General features: G+C 62.5%; 14 protein-coding genes. 4 read left to right on the top strand and 10 right to left on the bottom strand.

Annotated elements, in window-relative coordinates; genetic code table 11:
- Position 1: 1 nt before the first annotated feature.
- Entirely contained in the window at positions 2-901 is a 900-nt protein-coding gene (locus BerOc1_RS04010) for a response regulator (protein ID WP_071544406.1), read from the bottom strand.
- 20 nt (positions 902-921) lie between these two features.
- The gene (locus tag BerOc1_RS04005) at positions 922-1356 is read right to left on the bottom strand and encodes a response regulator (RefSeq protein WP_071544405.1); all 435 of its coding nucleotides are present in this window, start codon (positions 1354-1356) and stop codon (positions 922-924) included.
- 406 nt (positions 1357-1762) lie between these two features.
- Here BerOc1_RS04005 and BerOc1_RS04000 point away from each other — a divergent pair, with 406 nt between their 5' ends.
- Entirely contained in the window at positions 1763-4798 is a 3036-nt protein-coding gene (locus BerOc1_RS04000; RefSeq protein ID WP_071544404.1) for a hypothetical protein, read from the top strand.
- On the opposite strand, the gene BerOc1_RS03995 is transcribed toward BerOc1_RS04000, so the two are convergent.
- Positions 4767-6443 (bottom strand): sensor histidine kinase, encoded by a 1677-nt coding sequence (locus tag BerOc1_RS03995; protein ID WP_071544403.1) that lies wholly within the window; start codon positions 6441-6443, stop codon positions 4767-4769. The two genes, BerOc1_RS04000 and BerOc1_RS03995, sit on opposite strands and share 32 nt — an antisense overlap.
- Before the next feature lie 228 nt (positions 6444-6671).
- Here BerOc1_RS03995 and BerOc1_RS03990 point away from each other — a divergent pair, with 228 nt between their 5' ends.
- Entirely contained in the window at positions 6672-9194 is a 2523-nt protein-coding gene (locus BerOc1_RS03990) for a sigma 54-interacting transcriptional regulator (RefSeq protein WP_071544402.1), read from the top strand.
- A 417-nt stretch (positions 9195-9611) separates the two neighbouring features.
- Here the strand turns inward: BerOc1_RS03990 and proX are convergent, their stop codons facing one another.
- The 6 genes from proX to BerOc1_RS03960 form a co-directional block, all read right to left on the bottom strand.
- Positions 9612-10640, bottom strand: coding sequence for a glycine betaine/L-proline ABC transporter substrate-binding protein ProX (gene proX / locus BerOc1_RS03985; RefSeq protein ID WP_071544401.1), 1029 nt, complete (start codon positions 10638-10640; stop codon positions 9612-9614).
- Between the two features lie 25 nt (positions 10641-10665).
- Positions 10666-11496, bottom strand: a complete 831-nt coding sequence (locus tag BerOc1_RS03980) for an ABC transporter permease (RefSeq protein ID WP_071544400.1) — start codon at positions 11494-11496, stop codon at positions 10666-10668.
- On the bottom strand, positions 11496-12716 hold the full coding sequence (proV, locus tag BerOc1_RS03975; RefSeq protein ID WP_071544399.1) for a glycine betaine/L-proline ABC transporter ATP-binding protein ProV: 1221 nt from the start codon (positions 12714-12716) through the stop codon (positions 11496-11498). The genes BerOc1_RS03980 and proV overlap by 1 nt, the downstream gene beginning before the upstream one ends.
- 923 nt (positions 12717-13639) lie before the next feature.
- A complete protein-coding gene (locus BerOc1_RS03970; RefSeq protein ID WP_071544398.1) occupies positions 13640-14077 on the bottom strand; it encodes an arsenate reductase ArsC in 438 nt (145 codons plus the stop codon).
- A gap of 10 nt (positions 14078-14087) precedes the next feature.
- Positions 14088-15191, bottom strand: a complete 1104-nt coding sequence (arsB, locus tag BerOc1_RS03965; protein ID WP_071544397.1) for an ACR3 family arsenite efflux transporter — start codon at positions 15189-15191, stop codon at positions 14088-14090.
- A 15-nt stretch (positions 15192-15206) separates the two neighbouring features.
- A complete protein-coding gene (locus tag BerOc1_RS03960; protein WP_071544396.1) occupies positions 15207-15557 on the bottom strand; it encodes an ArsR/SmtB family transcription factor in 351 nt (116 codons plus the stop codon).
- A gap of 271 nt (positions 15558-15828) precedes the next feature.
- Between BerOc1_RS03960 and BerOc1_RS03955 the strand changes: the two genes are divergently transcribed.
- Positions 15829-17187: a phosphomannomutase/phosphoglucomutase gene (locus tag BerOc1_RS03955; RefSeq protein WP_071544395.1), complete on the top strand. Its 1359-nt coding sequence runs from the start codon at positions 15829-15831 to the stop codon at positions 17185-17187.
- Between the two features lie 477 nt (positions 17188-17664).
- On the opposite strand, the gene BerOc1_RS03950 is transcribed toward BerOc1_RS03955, so the two are convergent.
- Positions 17665-19752: a molybdopterin-containing oxidoreductase family protein gene (locus BerOc1_RS03950; protein WP_071544394.1), complete on the bottom strand. Its 2088-nt coding sequence runs from the start codon at positions 19750-19752 to the stop codon at positions 17665-17667.
- Between the two features lie 271 nt (positions 19753-20023).
- Between BerOc1_RS03950 and BerOc1_RS03945 the strand changes: the two genes are divergently transcribed.
- Positions 20024-20473: a 4Fe-4S dicluster domain-containing protein gene (locus BerOc1_RS03945; protein ID WP_071544393.1), complete on the top strand. Its 450-nt coding sequence runs from the start codon at positions 20024-20026 to the stop codon at positions 20471-20473.
- Positions 20474-20477: the final 4 nt, after the last annotated feature.

Genomic DNA, 20477 nt, shown 5'->3' with positions numbered 1-20477 from the left:
GTTAGCTGGACGAAATGATCTTGGCGATTTCGTAGAAGAGTTCCTGTTCGCGGACGATGCCGATGTCCGCGTTCCCCTCCCGGACGAGCATGCGCCGCGCAGGAAGCGTGATCATCGTGTTGGCCACGTCCATGAGGTTGGCGTCGGCATTGATGACCGGGACGGTGTCGGACATGATGTCGCGAACGGGATTGCCCATGATTTCCCTGACCCGCGAGGAGAACAGCCCCTGCCAGAACATGGTCGAATACTGCAGGCTGTCCGCCATGGACGGTTTGGGCGCGGACAGGTAGCCGGGTCTGATGGCGTCCACCAGGTCCAGGGGGCTGAGCAGTCCGGCCACGCTGCCGTCGGGATTGGTGACCACCACCGAGCGGTGGCCGGTGTCCATGAGCCTGTCCGTGGCCAGGAGATGGCGCATGGACTCCTCGAGGGCCGTGATGGCGTCCCGGACGGTGCTGTTCAGGGGAATTTGCGTGTATTCGTCCAGGGGGATCATGATCCCCTTGGCCAGCTTTTCGACGTAGGGCGCCTTGGTGGCGTACTCGAAGGCGTCCTGGATCTTGGTGCTCAGCAGATCCACGTCGCACGGTTTGGCCAGGTAGTCGAACGCACCCGTGTCGAGCGCCTTCTTGGCCCCGGGCATGTCGCCGTGGCCGGTGAGCATGATTACCGGGAGCTCCGGCAGCTTGTCCTTGATCAATTTGAGCGTTTCGTGCCCGTCCAGGCCGCCCATCTTGACGTCCAGAATGACGACGTCCGGCTTTTCGGCCAGTTTTTCCAACGCCTCTTCCCCACTGGCCGCCAGGATCGTGTCGAATCCTTTGCGGGCCAGTATCTTCGCAGTGGTGGTGCGGAAGCGCTCCTCATCGTCGACCATGAGGACCTTGATTTTAACCATTACAACCTCCTTGAAGTTAGCTAGCGCAGTTCACCCTGACCGGCGGACTCGGCCATCCGGGCAGAGTGTATTTTCTTTTTTTGAAGCGTAACTTTTTCAAATGCTTCCTCGGCCTTGCCGAGAAAGTCCTTCATGCTGACGGGCTTTATCAGGTAGTCCAGGGCGCCGAGCTTGAGGCCCTCCACCGCGGTCTCCATGGTGGCATGGCCGGTAAGGATGATGACCTCGCTGATGGGATAGTCCTTCTTGATGTGCTGCAGCGTCTCCATGCCGTCCATTCCGGGCATCTTGATGTCGAGAAAGATGACATGCGCTTCATAGGTCTTCAGCACGTCGAGGGCGTCGGCTCCGGAAGTGGCCGTGCGCGTCTCGATGCCGAGCTTCTCGAAGAGCTTCTTCGTGGTACTGAGCAGGCGCTCTTCATCGTCCACGAGCAGGATTTTCATCTGTTCCATGATGTCACCGTTGGGTTGATCGGTTGTTATTCCGCAAAATCTGCCCCGACTAAGCAACTCACATGCCAACCATATTTATTTGATTTTTATTTATATTTTCTTGCAAAATTGATTGCGAGAATGCTTTGCGAGATGGTATTGCGCGCAAAAACGGGCCGATCCGGACCGGGAAGGAAGCGGACCGCGACAGGCAGGGGAGGGGGCGAAAGCCTACAGCCCCAAGGGATGGCTGAATAAATTCGGCGCAGGCACGCACATCCCACATGACGGAAGGCATGGATACTGCTAGGCTGTGTTACGTTCGTGTTAAGAAAGAGGTCGCTCAGACCAAGGGGAAAGGTGTCTCATGCCTTCGCTGTATTACGATAAGAATGATCACAAACTTCTTGAAATAGTGGAAGATGTTTTGAATCGCGGGGTGGACAGGGCGCAGTTCAAAACCCTGCTCGAGCCGTATCTCAAGCCCCACGGCATCAAGGAACTGGCCGCGGACAGGGGATTGCGCATCGCCTATGCGATCATGCATCTGCTCGAATCGCTCAAGTCGGACCAGGCCTCGGAGAGGACCAAGGCCCTCATCGCCCTGCGCGACGAGACCCTGACCGCGGCCAAGGGGGCCATGCGCAACAACCGGGCGCGGGTCCTGGTCCAGATCGGCAAGGAGCTGGTCCGGGCCAAGGGTGACCGCTGCCGCCAGCTGGCCCTGGCCCACGATTTCCGCCGGGCCGCGGCCGGAAAGATCGGCTTCCTGCGCCAGCAGATGCGCCGCTACCACCTCCTGGAGATGCCCGAGGAGTGGAACCAGATCGCTTTTGACGACCGCGTGCACGACGCCAACAGCAAGGGGCGCAAGTCCGCCACCCACCTGGTCATGGACGCCTGGATCAAGGGTATCCGCTACCTGACCGTGGTCTACTACGACTGCGTGGACCTGCCCGTGGCCCGGGAACTGCTGGCCTCGGCCTCCATCCTCGGCATCAAGGTGCGCATCGGCATCGAATACCGGGCCATGCACCGGGGCCGGTTCGTCAAGATCGTCTGGTGCCCCGGCGGGCTTCGGGACGACTGCGACATCGAGAGCCTGTTCAAGGTGGACGCCGTGCGCGAACTCATGGAGCAGGGCCGGGCGGTGCGCGAGACGAGGAGCGAATACGTCCGGGCCGTGATCGGGGCCTACAACGAGCACCACCGTCAGTCCATCCGCAAGGAATTCGGGGTCATGCTCCCGCCCGTGGATTATGATGAAATGGTCGCCGCCGTGGGCGTGGACCAGCCGTCCGTCCTGCACCTGGGCAACTACATCCATACCCAGGCCATGCCGCTCTTCGAGGAGCGGGTGGCCGCCCTGCGCCAGGGTGCCGACCATGCCGACTACGACGCCCGGGCGGCCATCGCCATGCAGGTGGAGTCCCTGGACGCCCTGGACGTGGACACCCTGGTGGCCCGCTATCTTTCCCCGGACGAGAACCGGGACATCCCGGACCCGGATTTGCCCCGCGACCAGGGCATGCCCTCGCTCCTCTCCCTGACACCGGCCGAACTGACATCCCGGCTGCGCAAGGCCGCCCACTCCAGCCATCTGACACTGATCCTGGCCGATCTCGATCTGGAGGACGCCCTGGAGATCCTGTTCCACTGCCAGGGACGGATCACCCACCTGGAGGTCTTCAACACCAAGCATCTCGACCCCGGGCAGACCCGGCAGCGCATGCCCTTCAGCCAGTTGCAGCAGGCCCTCAACGAACAAAACGCGGTCAAGCTCAAGCGGCTCATCCGGGGGTGCATGGACGACGTGCGCCAACGGGGCGGTCCGGACAGCGAGGAGCGGCTGGAGATCCTGGAAGGACTGCTGGAGCGGTTTGACAGGCTCCTGGAATTCTACCGGCGGGTGCCGCTGGGAACGAGCATCGGCTCCGGGTCCACGGGGCGCTCCACCCGGACCCACGGCATGGGCTTCGCGGTCCTGGAGACCCTGCCCCTGCGGGCCCAGCGCGAGGCCGCGCGGCTGCGCCCGGGCGACCGCATCCCGGTGCAGTGCACGGCCATACGGTCCAACGAATACGTCATGCCCCGGCCGACCAGGGGAATATGGAGCGGGCTTATCCACATGGCCTCGCAAATGTCCGGCCTGCGTAGGCTGGTTTGCCGGATGTGCACCCGGTGGCGCGTGGAGGAGTACGCCGTGACCGAGACAGGCGGCAACCTCGTCGCCCTGGGAGGCAGGCGGCAGGAGGGCAACGGGCTGTCCCTGTTCAAGGCCGAGGACTCGTGCAGGCGCCGCCCCTCTCCCGGCCATCTGAACACCCGGCTCAAGAACGTGCTCAAGGTCCTGGCCGGGTTCATCCCCGCCTTTCTGACCTTCTACCTGACCAAGGACTGGTGGGTCCTGGCCTACCTCGGCGGGGTCATCTGGTTCTCCATCACCGGCCTGCGCAACGTCATCCAGTCCGTGCTCGGCGGCGGGGGGCTCAGACGTTCGCCGTTCCTGGCCTGGAACGACTACATCGACTGGGAGCGCATCTCGGAATCCCTGCTCTACACGGGCTTTTCCGTGCCCCTGCTCGACTGGCTGTGCAAGTCCGTGGTCCTGGACAAGGGGTTCGGCGTGACCACGGCCACCAACCCGCTGCTGCTCTATACCATCATGGCCCTGACCAACGGGGTGTACATCTCGACCCACAATGTGGTCCGGGGGTTGCCCCGGGAGGCGGCGGCCGCCAACTTCTTCCGCAGCGTCCTGTCCATCCCCATCGCCATGCTCTTCAACTGGGCGGTCCAAGGCATGCTGGTCCTGGCCGGTTCGGCCGACCCCATGGCCGTGCTCCAGCTGTGGGCGGCGGTCATCTCCAAGCTCGCCTCGGACTGCGTGGCCGGGGTCATCGAGGGGTTCGCGGACCGCAGGCGGAACATCGCCATGCGCCGCTGGGACTATTCGGAAAAGCTGCGCCAGGTCTTCGAGATATACTCGCGCCTGGAGATCGCCTTCCCCACCCGGGACATGCTCGGCATGCTCAACCGGCCCGCCGAGTTCATCGCCTTTTCCCGGGAGTCGAACTTCAACCACGTGCCCGAGGTTATCGCCAACGCCCTGGATCTGCTTTACATCATGGCCTACAAGCCGCGCGCCCGCGAGGCGTTGCGCCAGGCCCTGGAAGCCATGTCCGAGGACGAGGTCGCCGTGTTTCTGGCCTCGCAGCAGATTCTGCGCGAGGAACAGTCCGTGTCCATGCTTTTCGTGGACGGGCTGGTGGGGCGCAACTTCGCCAAGGGGTTGTCCTTCTATCTGACGCGCTACGGGGCCTACCTGGACGATATCGGCAGAATGACCGCCGAGGCCCTGCGGAAGATGGCGGGGAACGGGGCCGAAGTCCCGTCCCCCGATGGGATCCCGTCTCCCGGGGAGGACGGCATTACGCGTCCCTGCCAGGGATACGAACGGTGAAGGTCGTGCCTTCGCCCTTGGCGCTGTCCACGGTCAGCTCCCCGCCCAGGGAGTCGATGATCGAGTGGCAGACGGACAGGCCCAACCCCGTGCCCTGGCCGGGCGCCTTGGTGGTGAAGAAGGGCATGAATATCTTGGACAGACTCTCCTGATTGATGCCGCAGCCGTTGTCGGCCACGGTGATCACGGCCCGGCCCCGGTCGTCTCCCCGTGCGGCCACCTCGATGCGCCCGCCCTTTGACCCGTGGCGGTCCACCACCGCATGTATGGCGTTGTTCAGCAGGTTGATCATGACCTGCTGCAGCTGACCCGGGTCGGCCAGGACATTCGGCACGTCCGGGGACACGTCGCAGGTCACGTCGATGCCGTTGACCTGCGCCTTGTTCTGGACCATGGCCCCGACCTTGGGCAGGAATTCGGCCAGGTCCATGTCCTCCACGTGCGGGGCGTCCTGCCGCCCGAAGCGCAGTATCTCGCGGGTGATGGCCGCGCACCGCCCGATCTGGATCTGGAACTGGTCCGCGATTTCCTTGAGTTCGTCGCACGCCTCGCGGTTGGCGCACACCTCGGTCACGTCCTTCAGGGTCAGGTCCAGGAGGGCCAGATCGGTCTTCATGATCTGCAGCGGGTTGTTGATCTCGTGGGCGAAGCCCGCGGCCATCTCGCCCAGTTCGGCCAGGCGGGCGGCCTGGAGCAGCTGGCCTTCCAGCTTGCTGACCGCCTCGGCCTGGCCGTGCAGGGTCTCGGACAGGCGGCGGCTGACGATCAGCGCCAGGACCACGATGAGCGCCCCTCCGCAGAGCAACACGAAGATGACCGTGTAGCCCGCCATGAACACGGCCTGGAAGGCCTCCTCCTCCTTCTGGCGGACGATGAGCCGCCACTTGCCGTCGTTGAGCCGGGCCGAGGCGAACAGGTAGTCCTCGCCGCCGTCCGAGCCGGTGAAGGAAATCAGGTTCTCGTCCTGGGAAGGGTAGGCGTAGCCGTCGCGCTCGAGCAGCCCGCCGCCGGACCGTCGGTTGGTCTGGAACAGCCCCTCCCGGTTGAGGATGTACGCCTCGCCCGTGTCGCCGATGCCCGGCGCGTTGACCATGTTGCCGAAGATGGTCGGGTTGACCGTTGCCCGCAGGGTCCAGACCCGGCCGTCGATGCGCCGGGTCACTGCTATGACGAAGTGGGGCACCTTGCGGTAGCCGAGATACACGTCGCTGATGAAATAGCCCTTCTGCAGGGTTTCCCTGAACCAGTCCGCGTCGCGATAGTCCTTGTCGGCCAGGCCGAAGGGCCCGACGTAGGCCGTGTGACGCCCCAGCGGGTCGATGAGTCCCATGTCCTGGAAGACCGGGCCCCCGGAGTGCTGCCAGGCCGTCACTTCGGCCTGGGCCCTGGACCCGCGCAGGGCGTCCTCGGGAAGCAGGGCCAGGAACGACTCGAGATCGTTGCGCCGCTCGTGGAGAAATTCATCGATGAGCGCGGTCCGGTCCACGGCGGCCTGGCGGATGGAGGACACTGCGAACCGCCTGGACGCCCCGGCAAAGGAATAGAATCCGATGGCTGCCGAGATGAGCAGGGGGATAGCCGGGATGACGATCATGGTGACGAGGAGCAGTCTGTGAATCCCGCAAAGGTGCTTTTGCTTGGCCATGGTTTTTCTGCCTGATTATTTTTGCAAGATATTTTAAAAATTAATATTTATTCCAAATAGTTAAAAAATCGCGCAAAACTTCAACATTGCATGACAATGTCAAGGAGTATTTAGCAACCATCGTGCCGGAAAAGGTTTGACAAAGGGGTTGGGAGCGGCATAACGGCAAAAACACATGAGGCGGCGTTCACCCGTTCGGCTCGCCGCAAGCAAGTGCTGGAGGTTGCCATGACGTCATTTCCCTCTTCGGGTTCCCGGATGTCCGACTGGATGCGCAGGCATCTGCCCGGCCTGGTGCGCCGGCTCGGGCTGCGGGGCAAGCTGCTCCTGGCCCTGATGCCGTCCATCGTGGGCATTCTCCTGTTCACGGGGTGGGCCTCCTACCGGGTATCCGACGAATTCATCGACATCGCGCTCAGCCGGACCGTGCGCCAGAACACCATGGCCGTGGCCCACGAGATGGAGCAGTACCTGGACGGCTGCCGTACGGATCTGCTCTTCTTCGCCGGGGGGCGGGCCGATCCGGACAGCCTGCGCGACGCCTTTTCCCGGCTCATGCGGGCGGGCGGAAGGCCGTACCTCGAACTCTGCTACCTCCCGGCCTCGGGCGGGGAGCCCGTGGTCCTGGTCCGCCAGGACGGCACGGTCCGCGCCGTGGCACCGGCCGCCCTGGACCGGGTGCGGCCCAACCCCTTTGCCGAACTGGACCGGTTGGCGACCCTCAAGCCGGGTCGGGTGGCGGCCTCGGACGTGCTTGAGGTCTCCTATCCCATGCCCACCAAGGACAGCGCCAACCGCTACACCACGGCCAACGTGGTCCGTTTCTACACCGCCTGTCCCGGCGACGGCGACGAACCTCCGGGGCTGCTCTTCCTGTCCGTGGAAGCCACCACCCTGCGCAACATCCTTTCCTGGTACAATTCGCGCAAATCGCCCCTGTGGGCCTATCCCCGGAGCGACGAACTCCGGTTCAGTTATTTTCTCAATCATGAAGGGTGGATGCTTTTCCAGTCCGAAGACTATGACAAGCAGGGGAACGAGCTGACCACCTACCTGGCCCGCGAGGGCTTCGACGGTTCCCTGGGCAAGCCCGGCAACGCGGCCGCGTTCAGGCCCAACGAGAAGTACGACCTGTACTGGGAGGCCGTAACCTCCATGGGCAAGGGCGGGAACGGCCTGGCCCGGGTTGAGGAGAACCATCCGCAGCAGTCCGGCGTGGACTTCCACTATTTCAGCTACGCCCCGGTCCTGTTCCGCGCCGATCCGGCCGGGCCGCCCACGGTCTACGGCGGGGTGGTCTTCGTGGACCGCAGCCAGTTGCCGATCATCGCGGGCTACAAGAACATGGACGTCATGCTCTTCGTGACCATCGGCGGTATCGTGGTCATCTCCATCCTCATCTTCCTGTTCGGGCGCATCCTGACCAAGCCCATCCGCGAGCTGGCCGCCCGCATGAACACCCTCAACTCGCTGGAAGAGATGGAGGAAATCCATTTGCCCTACAGCGGCTACGACATCACGGTGCTCCAGGAGTCCATCAACAACATCATCCGCCGGGTCAAGCAGCAGGTGGTCGAGATCCAGGCCAAGGACGAGGCCATCCTCAACGTGAACAGGCGGGAGCGCGCCACCCTGGACCGCGAGCGCGAACTGCTGGTCGAGAACGAGTTGAGCCGCATCCCGGAGATCGTGGGCATGGGCTCGGCCACAGCCAACCTCAAGGTCAACATCCTCAAGGCTGCCCAGGTGGACGTGGACGTGCTCATCGCGGGCGAGACCGGCACCGGCAAACAGCTGGTGGCCGAGGCCGTGCACGCCCATTCCAGCCGCGCGGACAGCCCGTTCATCTCCATCAACTGCGGGGCACTGGACGAAAACCTGCTCCTCGACGCCCTGTTCGGCCACGTCAAGGGGGCCTTTTCCGAGGCCAAGGAGGACCGCAAAGGCGCGTTCGTCGAGGCCGACGGCGGCATCCTCTTCCTGGACGAGGTCCAGTCCGCCTCGCCCAAGGTCCAGCAGTCCCTGCTCCGGGCGCTGGCATCACGCAAGATCAAGCCCCTGGGCAGCGACCGCGAGGTCACCGTGGACGTGCGCATCCTGGCGGCCACCAACGTGGACATCCCGTCGCTTATCGAGGACAAGGTCTTCCGCGAGGACCTCTACTACCGGCTCAAGGTCATCTCCATCAACACGCCCGCCCTGCGCGAGAACCGCGAGAACATCCCGCTGTTGTCCGTCTACTACCTCAAGCAGGCCGAATCCCTGGCCGGGCGCGAGCACCTGGACCTGAGCAAGGGGGCACTGGCCAAGCTCGTGTCCCACGACTGGCCCGGCAACGTCCGCGAGCTGGTCAACTGCATCACCCGCGCCGCGGTCATGGCCGAAACCGACGTCATCCAGCCCGAGGAGATCCGCCTGGAAAGCGACTTCTACGCCTGGCCCGCCCAGCCTCTGTCCGCCGAATCCGCCAACACCGACAGCCCGCGCCCCCAGGCCCCGGACATCCCCGCGCCCCACCCGGCGCCGTCCGCCGCCCCGGAGGCCGATACCGGTCTCAACCCCCGCCAGAAAGAGGCCTGGGACGTCATTCGCAGGCAGGGCACCGTGACCCGCAAGCAATACCAGGACCTGGTCGGCGGCAACCTGCCGACCCGTACCGCCATCTACGACCTCCAGGATTTCGTCAAACGAGGCCTTCTGACCAAAAGAGGCAAAGGCCCCTCCACCCGCTACGAACTGACGGGCGAGTAGGGAGGGAGCCTCCGGCGGCCGGGGAAGGGGAAGGAAAAACCTTTGAAAAGGGCTTTCCTTCCCTTCCCCGGACCCCCATCCCCATCCTTTCCTAAACTTCTTATCGCCGCTTCGCGGGGCGGGACGCAAAAAAGAGCCTTCTACTCAGCATGAGTCGAAGGCTCTGTCTTTCTTTTTGGAGCGATTCGGGTGCTTCAGCACCCGACAGCGGCTCAGTCCTCCGCACCAGGAATAGGCTTCCGAGAGTGGGGCAGCTGTGCATTTTTTTTGGCCGGGGCAACCGCAGCGTAGCCGTCTACGTGAGGATTGCCTCGGCCGGAAAAAATGTGCAGATGGCCCGCTATCGGAAGCCGCCCCCCAGCGAAAAAAGGCGGCCCCCGAAAGGGCCGCCGTATTTTCGCCGGTCATCCGGACTCGTTATTTGGCTGCTTCTCGGGCGGCTTTGAGCCAGCCGTCCCAGGTCGCCTTGTTGTTCTTGATCCATTCGTCCGCATGCTCGGCGATGTCCTTGTCGGACTTCTCGCCTTCGTTCATGCGGGTGTTCTGGGCGTTGATGTCGGCCAGGGGCAGGGTGAACAGCTCCAGGAACTTGGCGGCCGCCGGGTTCTTTTCCAGGAACTTCTTGTTGGCCACGGCACGGATGTCGGAGACCACGAAACCGGCCTTGAGCGGGTCGGAGACCGCGCCTTCGACGCCGGAAACGGTCATGCGGTCGGCGTCGGAGGCCTGGGCCTCGGTGGGCTTGATCTCGGGCACGTTGATCCAGACCACGTCCTTGCCGGGCTTGAACTTGTACACGGTCCAGTTGGGCGTCCATGTGTAGAAGAAGACCGGCTTGCCGGACTTGAATCCGCCCAGCGCAGCGGCCATGCCCGCCTCATAGGAGGCCTTGACCGGGTTTATGTAGTCCTTGAGGTCGTAGACCTTCATGTGGTGGGTGATGACCTGCTCGCAGCCCCAGCCCGGAGGGCAGGCGGTCAGATCGGCCTTGCCGTCGCCGTTGGTGTCGAAGGCCTTCATGACCTCGGGCCGCTTGAAGTCGTCCAGGGACTTGATGTCGTATTTCTCGGCGTCGCGTTTGGACACCAGGTAGCCCTGCATGCCGCCCGCCTTGGCAACATAGCCGATCTTTTGCGCCTTCTCGTCGAAGTTTTTGGGCAGCTGGGCGTTGTGCATGGGGAACCAGCCGTTGGTCCAGTAGTCCACGTCGCCGAGGGTCACGGACTTGTAGAAGATGGGGTTGGTCAGGTCGCGCGGCTTCTTGACCTCGTAGCCGAGCGCTTCGAGGCCCTTGTGGACCAGGGCTTCCTGGAAGAAGCCGGTGTTCCAGGTGGCGCGCGCGGGCTGGACCGTGACGCCCTTGCCGGGCTGCATGTCCATGGCGAACGCGGAGGACGCGATCAGGACCGCGAACAGGGCGGTCGTCAGGGATTTCATCAGTTTCATGGAACCTCCTCGGATTCGATTTCGGTTATTTTCTTTGAGCCATTGACTGGGTGATGCGGTCCAGGACGATGGCCATGAGCACGATGCCCAGGCCGCCGACCACGGCGCGTCCGATGTCCAGGGTGTTCAACCCGAGGATGACCGGGGAGCCGAGTCCGCCCGCGCCGATGAGCGCGGCGATGACGACCATGGACAGGGCCATCATGATGGTCTGGTTCAGGCCGGCCAGGATGGTCGGCATGGCCAGGGGAATCTGGACCTTGACGAGGACCTGCCAGCGGGTGGCGCCGAAGGCCTGGGCCGCTTCCACCAGCTCCGGGTGGACCTGCCTGATGCCCAGGCCGGTCAGGCGGATGATGGGCGGCAGGGCGAAGATGATGGTCGCCAGCACGCCGGCCACGTTGCCCACGGAAAAGAGCATGACGATGGGCACGAGGTAGACGAACGCGGGCGTGGTCTGCATGGCGTCGAGCACCGGCCGGAGCCCGGCCTCGAAACGGTCGCTGCGGCCGGACATGATCCCCAGCGGGATGCCGATGACCGCGCAGATGACCACGGACGACAGGACCATGGCCAGGGTGATCATGGTGTCCTCCCAGAGGCCCAGGAAGCCCACCAGGAGCAGGGAGGCCAGGGAGAAGGCGGCCAGCCGCTTGCCCGAGAATCTCCAGGCCAGGAAGCAGACGATGGCAATGACCACGAGCGGGTGCACGCTGGTCAGGCCGTGCTCGAAGCCGCCCAGAAGCCAGTCCACCGGCCATTTGAGCATCTGGAAGAATTCGCGGTAATTGTCCACCAGCCATTCCACGGCCACCGAGACCCACTGGTCCAGGGGGATGATTGCGTCTTGAAACATTATTGGTCACCTCCTTCGGAAAGGGCGACTTCGGTCTTGTGCAGGGTCTTGAGGAACCGGTTCTTGGAGACCACGCCGAGGTAGCGGTTGTCGTCGTCCACCACCGGGATGGGCCAGGTGGCGGCGGCCACCTGGGGCAGGATGTCCTGCATGGAGTCATCCTTGTGCACGGCGAACGCCTCGGGCAGGAAGACCTGGTTCAGCGGGTGCTCGGGCAGCCCGGCCTCGAGCGCGTTGCGGATGCCCTCGGACGAGATCACGCCGAGGAAGTGGCGGCGGGAATCCACGGCATAGCCGTATTCGAGTTCGCTGCCGCTCAAAATTTCATGGGCGATGCGCAGGCTGCCGCCCTTGGTGATGACGATGGTCGGGTGCGAATCGCGCACGATGTCGCCCGCGCTGATGACTCCGGTGGGGTCCACGCCCCGGAAAAAGGCGCGCACGTAGTCGTTGGCCGGGTTCTGCAGAATTTCGTCGGGCGTGCCCACCTGGACCACGTTGCCGCCCTCCATGATGGCGATGCGGTCGCCGATGCGCAGGGCCTCGTCCAGGTCGTGGGAAATGAAGACGATGGTCCGCTGGTGCTCTTCCTGGAGGTTGATGAGCTCGTCCTGCATCTCGGTGCGGATGAGCGGGTCAAGGGCCGAGAAGGCCTCGTCCATGAGCAGGATTTCCGGGTCCACGGCCAGCCCCCTGGCCAGGCCCACACGCTGCTGCATGCCGCCGGAAAGCTGTTTGGGATACTGGTCCTCCCATCCGGCCAGACCTACCTGGGCGAGCGCCTCGCGGGCCCGTTCGTGCCGCTTGGCCTTGTCAACCCCGGCCAACTCCAGGCCGAAGGCTGCGTTGTCCAGCACGGTCTGGTGCGGCATGAGCGCGAACGACTGGAAAACCATGCTCATGTTATGCAGCCGGAACTTGACCAGCTCATCGTCGTCCATGGCCGTGACGTCCTCGCCGTTGACCAGGACCCGCCCGGCCGTGGGCTCGATGAGCCGGTTGAGCATGCGCACCATGGTGGACTTGCCCGAGCCGGACAGCCCCATGATGACAAATATCTCGCCATCCTCGATGGTGAAGGAGGCGTTGTTCACGCCCACCGTCATGCCGGTCTTTTCCAAGACCTCGGCCTTGTCGAGCCCTTTCTTCAGCAGCTCAAGGCCCTTCCGGGGCTTGCTCCCGAAAATTTTGTAAAGGTTTTCTACTTTGATTTGTCCCATGTTAACTCCGTTGAATGTGGCGACGGGCTCCCGCGCCAGCGGCGTGGGAGCGTCCGAAAAGAAGACGGTCGAAATGGAATCAGAGGAGGGGAACCCGATCGCGGAGACCGCAAGGGGTGGCCGCGCGCGGACGGCGTACGGACAGGGTTCCTTGTCCGCTATGGCATTTCGAGGTCAGTGGCATGTAAATCGTATTGTGCACGATTTCTAATGTTGTTTTACTGATAATACAGTTATCAATTGCTACAACAGTCTTTTGTATTAGGTGTTAGCAACTGTAGGAATGGATTTATTACTGTATTATCTGATTGAATCTTTGTTACAAATTGAAAACAACAGTTTTAGATGTGCATCGTCGAATTCCAATTTATGATCATATCGGAATAACTGCATCATGTCAAAAATTGATTTTTTATTCATTATACGACGCTGTTTTTCCGGGTGGAATCATAAGTAACATAGCCTAAAAACGGCTCTGTCGCGACAATATTTTAATCTTTTTTGGCGACGTGTTTGCGGATGTGAAAACAGGGGGAGTCGCATGACGGTCAGGTGTCAAAAATATATTGATATAATTATTCTTTTCTCAGCCGTCTGGAAGGGGGTAATGGGTGCTTGCGTGAGCATGTATGGCAGGGATTGAAGATGAGGTGCGACAGGGACAAACCCAGGGAGGAATGCCGGGCGGGATGGGGGAGGCGGGACGCCGTCCGACCCGGCTGAATCGCGGCGGAGTGACCAAGAAATCGAAGGCCCGGCGGGAATTCCCGCCGGGCCTTGTTGTATGGCCGGTTTACGTATTGCCTAGGCGAACAGGGAGAAGCGGAGCTCACCGCTCTCCTCGACCCGGATGCACGCGGTCCAGGCGCTCAGGGGCGACCAGGAGCGGATCCGTTTCCACAGGTGCTTTTTCATTGTATTCCTCAGCGGCCGTCCGGTTCCTCCAGGGAGCCGGGCAGCCCTTGGACAAAGGCCTTGATCTCGTCTCGCACGCGACGGTACACGGCGAGGATTTCGGCCTCGTCGGTCAGGGTCTTGACCAGGGCCGGAGGGTCGTCGAAGCCGACGTGGACCACCTTGGTCCTGGCCGGGAAATAGGGGCAGTTCTCGTTGGCGTGGCCGCAGACGGTGACCACGTAGTCGAAATCCACGTCCACGGGCAGGTCGTTGGTCAGCTTGGAACTGTGGCCGGAGATGTCCACGCCCGCCTCGGCCATGACCTGCACGGCCAGCGGGTTCAGGCCGTGGGTTTCCACCCCGGCGGACCAGGCCGTGAATTCGTCCGCCTTGAGCGCCTTGGCCCAGCCTTCGGCCATCTGGCTGCGGCAGGAGTTGCCGGTGCATAGGAAAAGTATGTTCATGACGCGGCTCCTATTCTGCGTTGGAGGTTTCGCAGCGGACGTGGCACACGCCGCCGATGGTTTCCTTGGCAAAGGGGAAGTGGCGGCGCTTGAAGCGCACGGCCACGTTGACCAGTGCGATGAGCACCGGGACCTCCACCAGCGGGCCGATGACCGCGGCGAAGGCTTCGCCCGAGTCGATGCCGAAGACCGCGATGGCCACGGCGATGGCCAGTTCGAAGTTGTTGGAGGCCGCGGTGAAGCTCAGAGTCGCGGCCTGCTCGTAGGTGGCGTCCGCTTTCCACGACAGGTAGAAGGAGACCAGGAACATGACCAGGAAGTAGACGGTCAGGGGGATGGCGATGCGGATGACGTCGAACGGCAGGGCCACTACCCGGTCGCCCTTGAGCGAGAACATGACCAGGATGGTGAACAGCAGGAAGATCAGTGTCAGCGGGCTGATCCTGGGTACGAACACGGTCTCGTACCACTCGCGTCCCTTGACCTTCAGCCCGATGAAGCGCGAGGCCATGCCCGCCAGAAACGGGATGCCCAGGTAGATGAACACGCTCTCGGCGATCTGGCCCATGGACACGTCCACGGCCGCGCCCTCAAGCCCGAACCAGCCGGGCAGGACCGTGATGAACACGTAGGCGTAGACCGGGAAGAAGAGTACCTGGAACACGGAGTTGAAGGCCACCAGCCCCGCGCAGTACTCGGAGTCTCCTCCCGCCAGGTCGTTCCAGACGATGACCATGGCGATGCATCGTGCCAGGCCGATGAGGATCAGGCCGACCATGTATTCGTGCTGGCCGGACAGGAAGGTCACGGCCAGGCCGAACATGAGCACCGGGCCGATGACCCAGTTCTGGACCAGGGACAGGGCCAGCACCCGGCCGTTGCGGAAGACCCTGCCCAGCTGCTCGTACTTCACCTTGGCCAGGGGCGGGTACATCATCAGTATCAGGCCGATGGCGATGGGAATGTTGGTGGTTCCCACCTGGAAGGCGTCGATGACCCGCTTCACGCCCGGGAAAAAGTAGCCGCAGCCCACGCCCGCGAACATGGCCAGGAAAATCCAGAGGGTCAGGTAGCGGTCCAGGAAGGAAAGTTTTTTCAATGCGGTTTCGGTCATTGCCGGTCCCTCTGTCTAGTTTGAGCAGGTTTCTTCGGTCTTGTTCGCCAGATGGGTCATGAGCCGTTCATGGTCCCGCCTCGCCTGTTCCAGGTCCGGCAGCCGTCTTCTGAGAATCTCGAGGACCTCGGATTGCAATGCGTCCGAGGGCGCGGCCAGGGTGTAGTAGACCCATTTGCCCTTGCGGCGCCCGTTCACCCAGCCGCCGTTGCGCAAAAAAGACATGTGCCGGGAGACCGTGGATTGCGGCAGGTCGAGGGCGGCCATCAGGTCGCAGACGCACAGTTCGCCGTGGTCGAGCAGCCTGATGACCCGCAGCCGGGTGGGGTCGCCGAGCCCTTTGAGTTTCAATGCGAGTTGTTCCATGGGATGATAAATATCCGCTTATGCGGATATGTCAATGACGGTTGTGTGACGATTTTGTACCCGGTCCTTGAAACGGCCGGTGGTATTTCCGCTGAAATGTCTGTATACGGTGTCATGAACCGAGGTGCTCGCCGGTGGAAATCCGCGGCGGCCGGGAGGAATCCCTGACAACGCACCGCAATGGATGATTGAATGCCACTCCGGCCGCGCGGCCGGGATATTTTGTATGACAAAGACCGATCGCCCGCTACACGGGCAGGGAGGAATACGCATGAAGCCTATATCGCGAGAAGTGTTCAGGACCTATGACATTCGCGGCGTGGTGGACAAGGATTTCGACAAACAGTGGGTCGAGCGGCTCGGCCGGGCCTGCGGTCAATATTTTCTGGAGCGCGGCTCCAAGACCGCCGTGGTCGGCCATGACTGCCGCCATTCCTCGCCCGGTTACGCCGAGGCCCTGGTGCGTGGCTTGAACTCGACCGGGGTGGATGTCGTGACCATCGGCCAGGTTTCCTCCCCGGCCTTCTACTGGTCCGTGACCAAACTCGGCGAGACCGCAGGCGTGATGATCACAGCCAGCCACAATCCGTCGGAATACAACGGATTCAAGGTATGGCAGGGGATCAGCACCATCCACTCAGATGAAATCCAGGACGTCTTCGAGCTCATGGAAAAGGGCGACTTCCCCGAAGGCAAGGGCACCTCGCGGCATGAGGACATGCTCGGCAAGTACGTGGACGAGTTGTCCGGGGACGTGACCTTTGCCAAGCCCGTGAAGGTCGTCGTGGACGGCGGCAACGGCACGGGCGGGACGCTCACCGCCGACGCCCTGGAAAAGGCCGGAGCCGAGGTGGTGCGCATCTATTGCGAGCCGGACGGCGCTTTCCCCAACCATCACCCCGACCCGGTGGTGGAGAAGAACATGGTCGCCCTGCGGGAGGCCGTGCTCAAGGAGAAGGCGGACATCGGCATCGGTCTGGACGGCGACGGCGACCGCATCGGCGTGATCACCGAAAAGGGCGAGCTGCTCTTCGGCGACCAGCTCGTGGCCATCTACGCCCGCGACATTCTCAAGGCCTTCCCGGGCGCGTCCATCATCGGCGAGGTCAAGTGCTCGCATCTCATGTACGACGACATCCGCGCCCACGGCGGCGACGCGGTCATGTGGAAGACCGGCCATTCCCTGATCAAGGCGCGCATGCGCGAGATCGGGGCCAAGTTCGCGGGCGAGATGTCCGGCCACATGTTCTTCGCCGACCGTTATTACGGGTTCGACGACGCCACCTACGCGGCCCTGCGCATGGTCGAGATTCTCTCCAAGTCGGACAAGCCCATGTCCGGACAGCTCAACTGGCCCAAGACCTGGTCCACCCCGGAAATTCGAGTGGACTGCCCCGAGAACATGAAGGAGCGCGTGGTCGGCAAGGCGGTCGCCTACTTCAGCTCCAAGTTCGACGCCATCGATATCGATGGCGTGCGCGCCGTCTTCCCGGACGGCTGGGGACTCATCCGCGCCTCCAACACCCAGCCCGTCCTGGTCCTCCGTTTCGAAGCCGAAACCCCGGAACGCCTCGACGAAATCCGGTCCATGTTCGAAGAAAAACTCCAAACCTGGATCGCCGAAGGCTAGCCACATTCAAGTGAACAATCAAAAAGGCGCGGACCTGATGGTCCGCGCCTTTTTTGATTGTGCCTCCGGCGGCCGGGGGAAGGGGAAGGAAAACCCTTTGAAAAGGGCTTTTCCTTCCCTTCCCCGGACCCCCATCCCCATCCTTTCCGAAACTTCTTATCGCCGCTTCGCGGGGCGGGTCGCTAAAAGGGCCTTCTACTCAAAAATGAGGCGAAGGTCCTGCCTTTCTCTTAATGGAGCGAATCGGGTGCGGAGCACCCGACAGCGGCTCAGTCCCCCGCGCTCGCACAAGGCTTTCGAGAGTGGTGTAGCTGTGCATTTTCTTCCGGCCGGGGCAACCGCAGCGTAGCCGTCTACGTGAGGATTGCCCCGGCCGGAAAAAATGTGCAGATGCGCCGCTATCGGAAGCCGCTCAACGCAGAAAAGGCCAGCATCAAAAAGATGCTGACCTTTTCATATTATGGGGGTGTGGTAGGTTTATTTGGATACGGAAACGAAGTGCTCCTGCATGGCGATGGCCCCGCCGCCGTGGTCCCACTTGTCGATGCCCTTGGGCATGAGCATGTTGTCGGCCGCGCCTTTGCCGTTGGCGCGGGTCTCGCACGGCAGGTCGTGGCCGAAACCATGGACCATGAAGACGGCCTCGGGATGGACGAAGTCCGTGACGAACGCCTTGATCTTGGCCTTGTAGCCGTTGCTGCCCACGGTCACGTACTCGTCCTGCTCGATGCCCAGCGCTTCGGCGCGCTTGGTGTTGATCCACAGGACGTTCTCGGGCATCTGCTCGAAGAGCAGGGAGTTGTTCACGGTGTGGCCCTGGGTGTGCAGGGCGCAGCGGCCGAAGGTGATGCGGAACTTGCCCTCAGGCGCCTGTTCCGGGGCCTCGTAGGGCTTGAGCGACGGCATGCCGTCCGCCTCGAGCTTGGCGTCGATCATCTGGACCTTGCCGGACGGGGTCTTGAAGGAGCCCTCCTTGACCGGCTTGTACAGCGGATCGGAGGCCAGGGACACGATGCCGGTCTTGGCGAAGTCCTCGATGGACACGCCGGTGCCCTCGAGCTGGAATTTCCAGATGTCCTCGATGTTGGTGTAGTCCAGCTCCTTGAGGCCCATGCGCCGGGCCAGGCCCGCGTAGATCTCCCACACGGCCTTGGTGTCGTAGACCGGCTCGATGGCGCGTTTGCGCACCTGGAAGGCGGGCTTGGGGCCGTTCTTGGTCATCAGGATCTCGTCCCGTTCGAGATACGGGGAGATGGGCAGGATCACGTCCGCGTTCCAGGCGGTGTCGGACCAGGAGAAGGTCACGGCCACGAGCAGTTCGATGTCCTTCCACTTGGCCTTGACGTCTTCCTTGTCCGGGAAGGCCATGAGCGGGTCGTGGCGCTGGGCGATGTACGCCTTGATCGGGTAGGGCTTTTCCTCCACCGCGGCCTCGTAGGCCAGGTGGACCAGGCCCGGGCCCGCGTCGAAGTGCTTGCGTCCTTCCATCCAGCCGATGCCGTCCGCGCGCTGGCCCTCGGGCTTGGGATAGAGCTCCATGAAGCTCTTCAGCCCCTTGGCGCCCACGTCGCCCGGCTTGTTCATGAACGGCAGGCCGCCCTTGGCCCCGATGGCCCCGAGCAGCGCGTTGATGATGTAGATGGTCCGGGTCATGTAGAAGGAATCGGAGTAGCGCGCCGTCATCCAGCCCGGATGCCAGATCACGCTCGGCGCGGCCTCGGCCAGCTGGTTGCAGAAGTCGATCAGGCCCGCCGCGGACACGCCGGTCTCGCCCTCGGCCCACTCCGGGGTATAGGGCTTGACGAACTCGGCGAGCTTGTCGAAGTCCTCGACCCAGTCGGCCACGAACTGTTTGTCGTACAGCTCATTGTTGATCAGGACGTTGATGACCGCCAGGTTGAAGGCGTAGTCCGTGCCGGGCCGGACCATGAAGAAGTTGTCCGCCTTGGTGGCCGGGACGTTGGCCCGGATGTCGATGACCGTCAGCTTGGCGCCTTTCTCGATGCCCGCGAACAGGTTGTTCACCTCGGCCACGTTGATGGCCTCGAGGATGTTGCGCTGCTGGAGCACCACGTGCTTGGCGTTTTTCAGGTCGTAGGACACGCCCTTGCGGCCGAAGCCGAATACGGACAGGGCCGCGTTCTGCACGTTGCGGGCGCAGGCCGAGTCGTGGTTGTTGTAGTTGGCCGTGCCGATACCGCGCAGAAAGGCGCGGTAAAAGTCGCGGAACGGGCCGCCGCGGTCCGAGAACAGGACCGAATTCTTGCCGTAGGTGTCCTGGATGCGGGTCAGTTCCTCGGCCACGTAATCCAGGGCCTCGTCCCACGACACACGCTTCCATTTCCCTTCGCCGCGTTTGCCCGTGCGCACCATGGGGTACTGCGGGCGGTCCTCGTCGTAGGTCAGGGCCGTACCGGCAGCGCCGCGCGGACACAGGGAGCCCATGATGCCGGGGGCATCGGGATTACCCTGGATATATTCCGCTCTGCCGTCGACCACTTCGACCTCGATAGGACATCGTACAGAGCACATGCCGCATATGCTCTTTACCAATTCCTTACCCATACACTCCTCCTGTACAGACAATGGTGATACTGCGCGCTTTTTGATTATGTTGGACCTTATGCGTGGCGGTCCTCCGTGGGCAATGAATACCCGGCATGTGAAATCTATAACATGATTTTTCTTTCACTCGTGAGAAAAAAGGGGTTATGATTGGTTTTGATTGAGAAATTTCTCACAAGAGGGGAGATTGTTGACCAAGTCCGGATTTTTCTTCAGTTCCTGGACTACTAACAAGACTGCGCGCCCAAATCCAAGTCTGCAGAGGTGGAAAATGGCTGGTTACAGAATGAAATTCGACAAGAAGCGGTGCATTGCGTGCAACGCCTGCCTGGTTCACTGCAAGGTGAAGAACAAGGTGCCCGCCGGGCTTTCCCTCAACCGCCTGGAGGCGGAGGGGCCCGTGGCCGACGAGGACGGCAAGCCTTCGGCCAAGCTGAAGTATACCAACTGCCGGCACTGCAAGAAGCCCGAATGCGTGAGCGCGTGTCCCACCGGGGCCATGTATAAGCGCGAGGACGGGCTGGTGCTGGTGGACCTGGACAAGTGCGACGGCTGCAAGAGCTGTATCGAGGCCTGTCCGTGGACCGTGCCGGTGTTCAGCGAGGCCACCGGCAAGATCATGAAATGCGATTTCTGCGTGGACAGGGTCGATGCCGACGGCATCCCTGCCTGCGTTGTCGGCTGCACGGCGAACGCCCTGAGCTTCGTGCGGCCGGAATAGACTG

The sequence above is a fragment of the Pseudodesulfovibrio hydrargyri genome (genome assembly GCF_001874525.1).
GTDB lineage: Bacteria > Desulfobacterota > Desulfovibrionia > Desulfovibrionales > Desulfovibrionaceae > Pseudodesulfovibrio > Pseudodesulfovibrio hydrargyri.
Note: the sequence above shows the minus strand (reverse complement) of the source record. Positions and strands in the feature narration are given on the sequence as shown.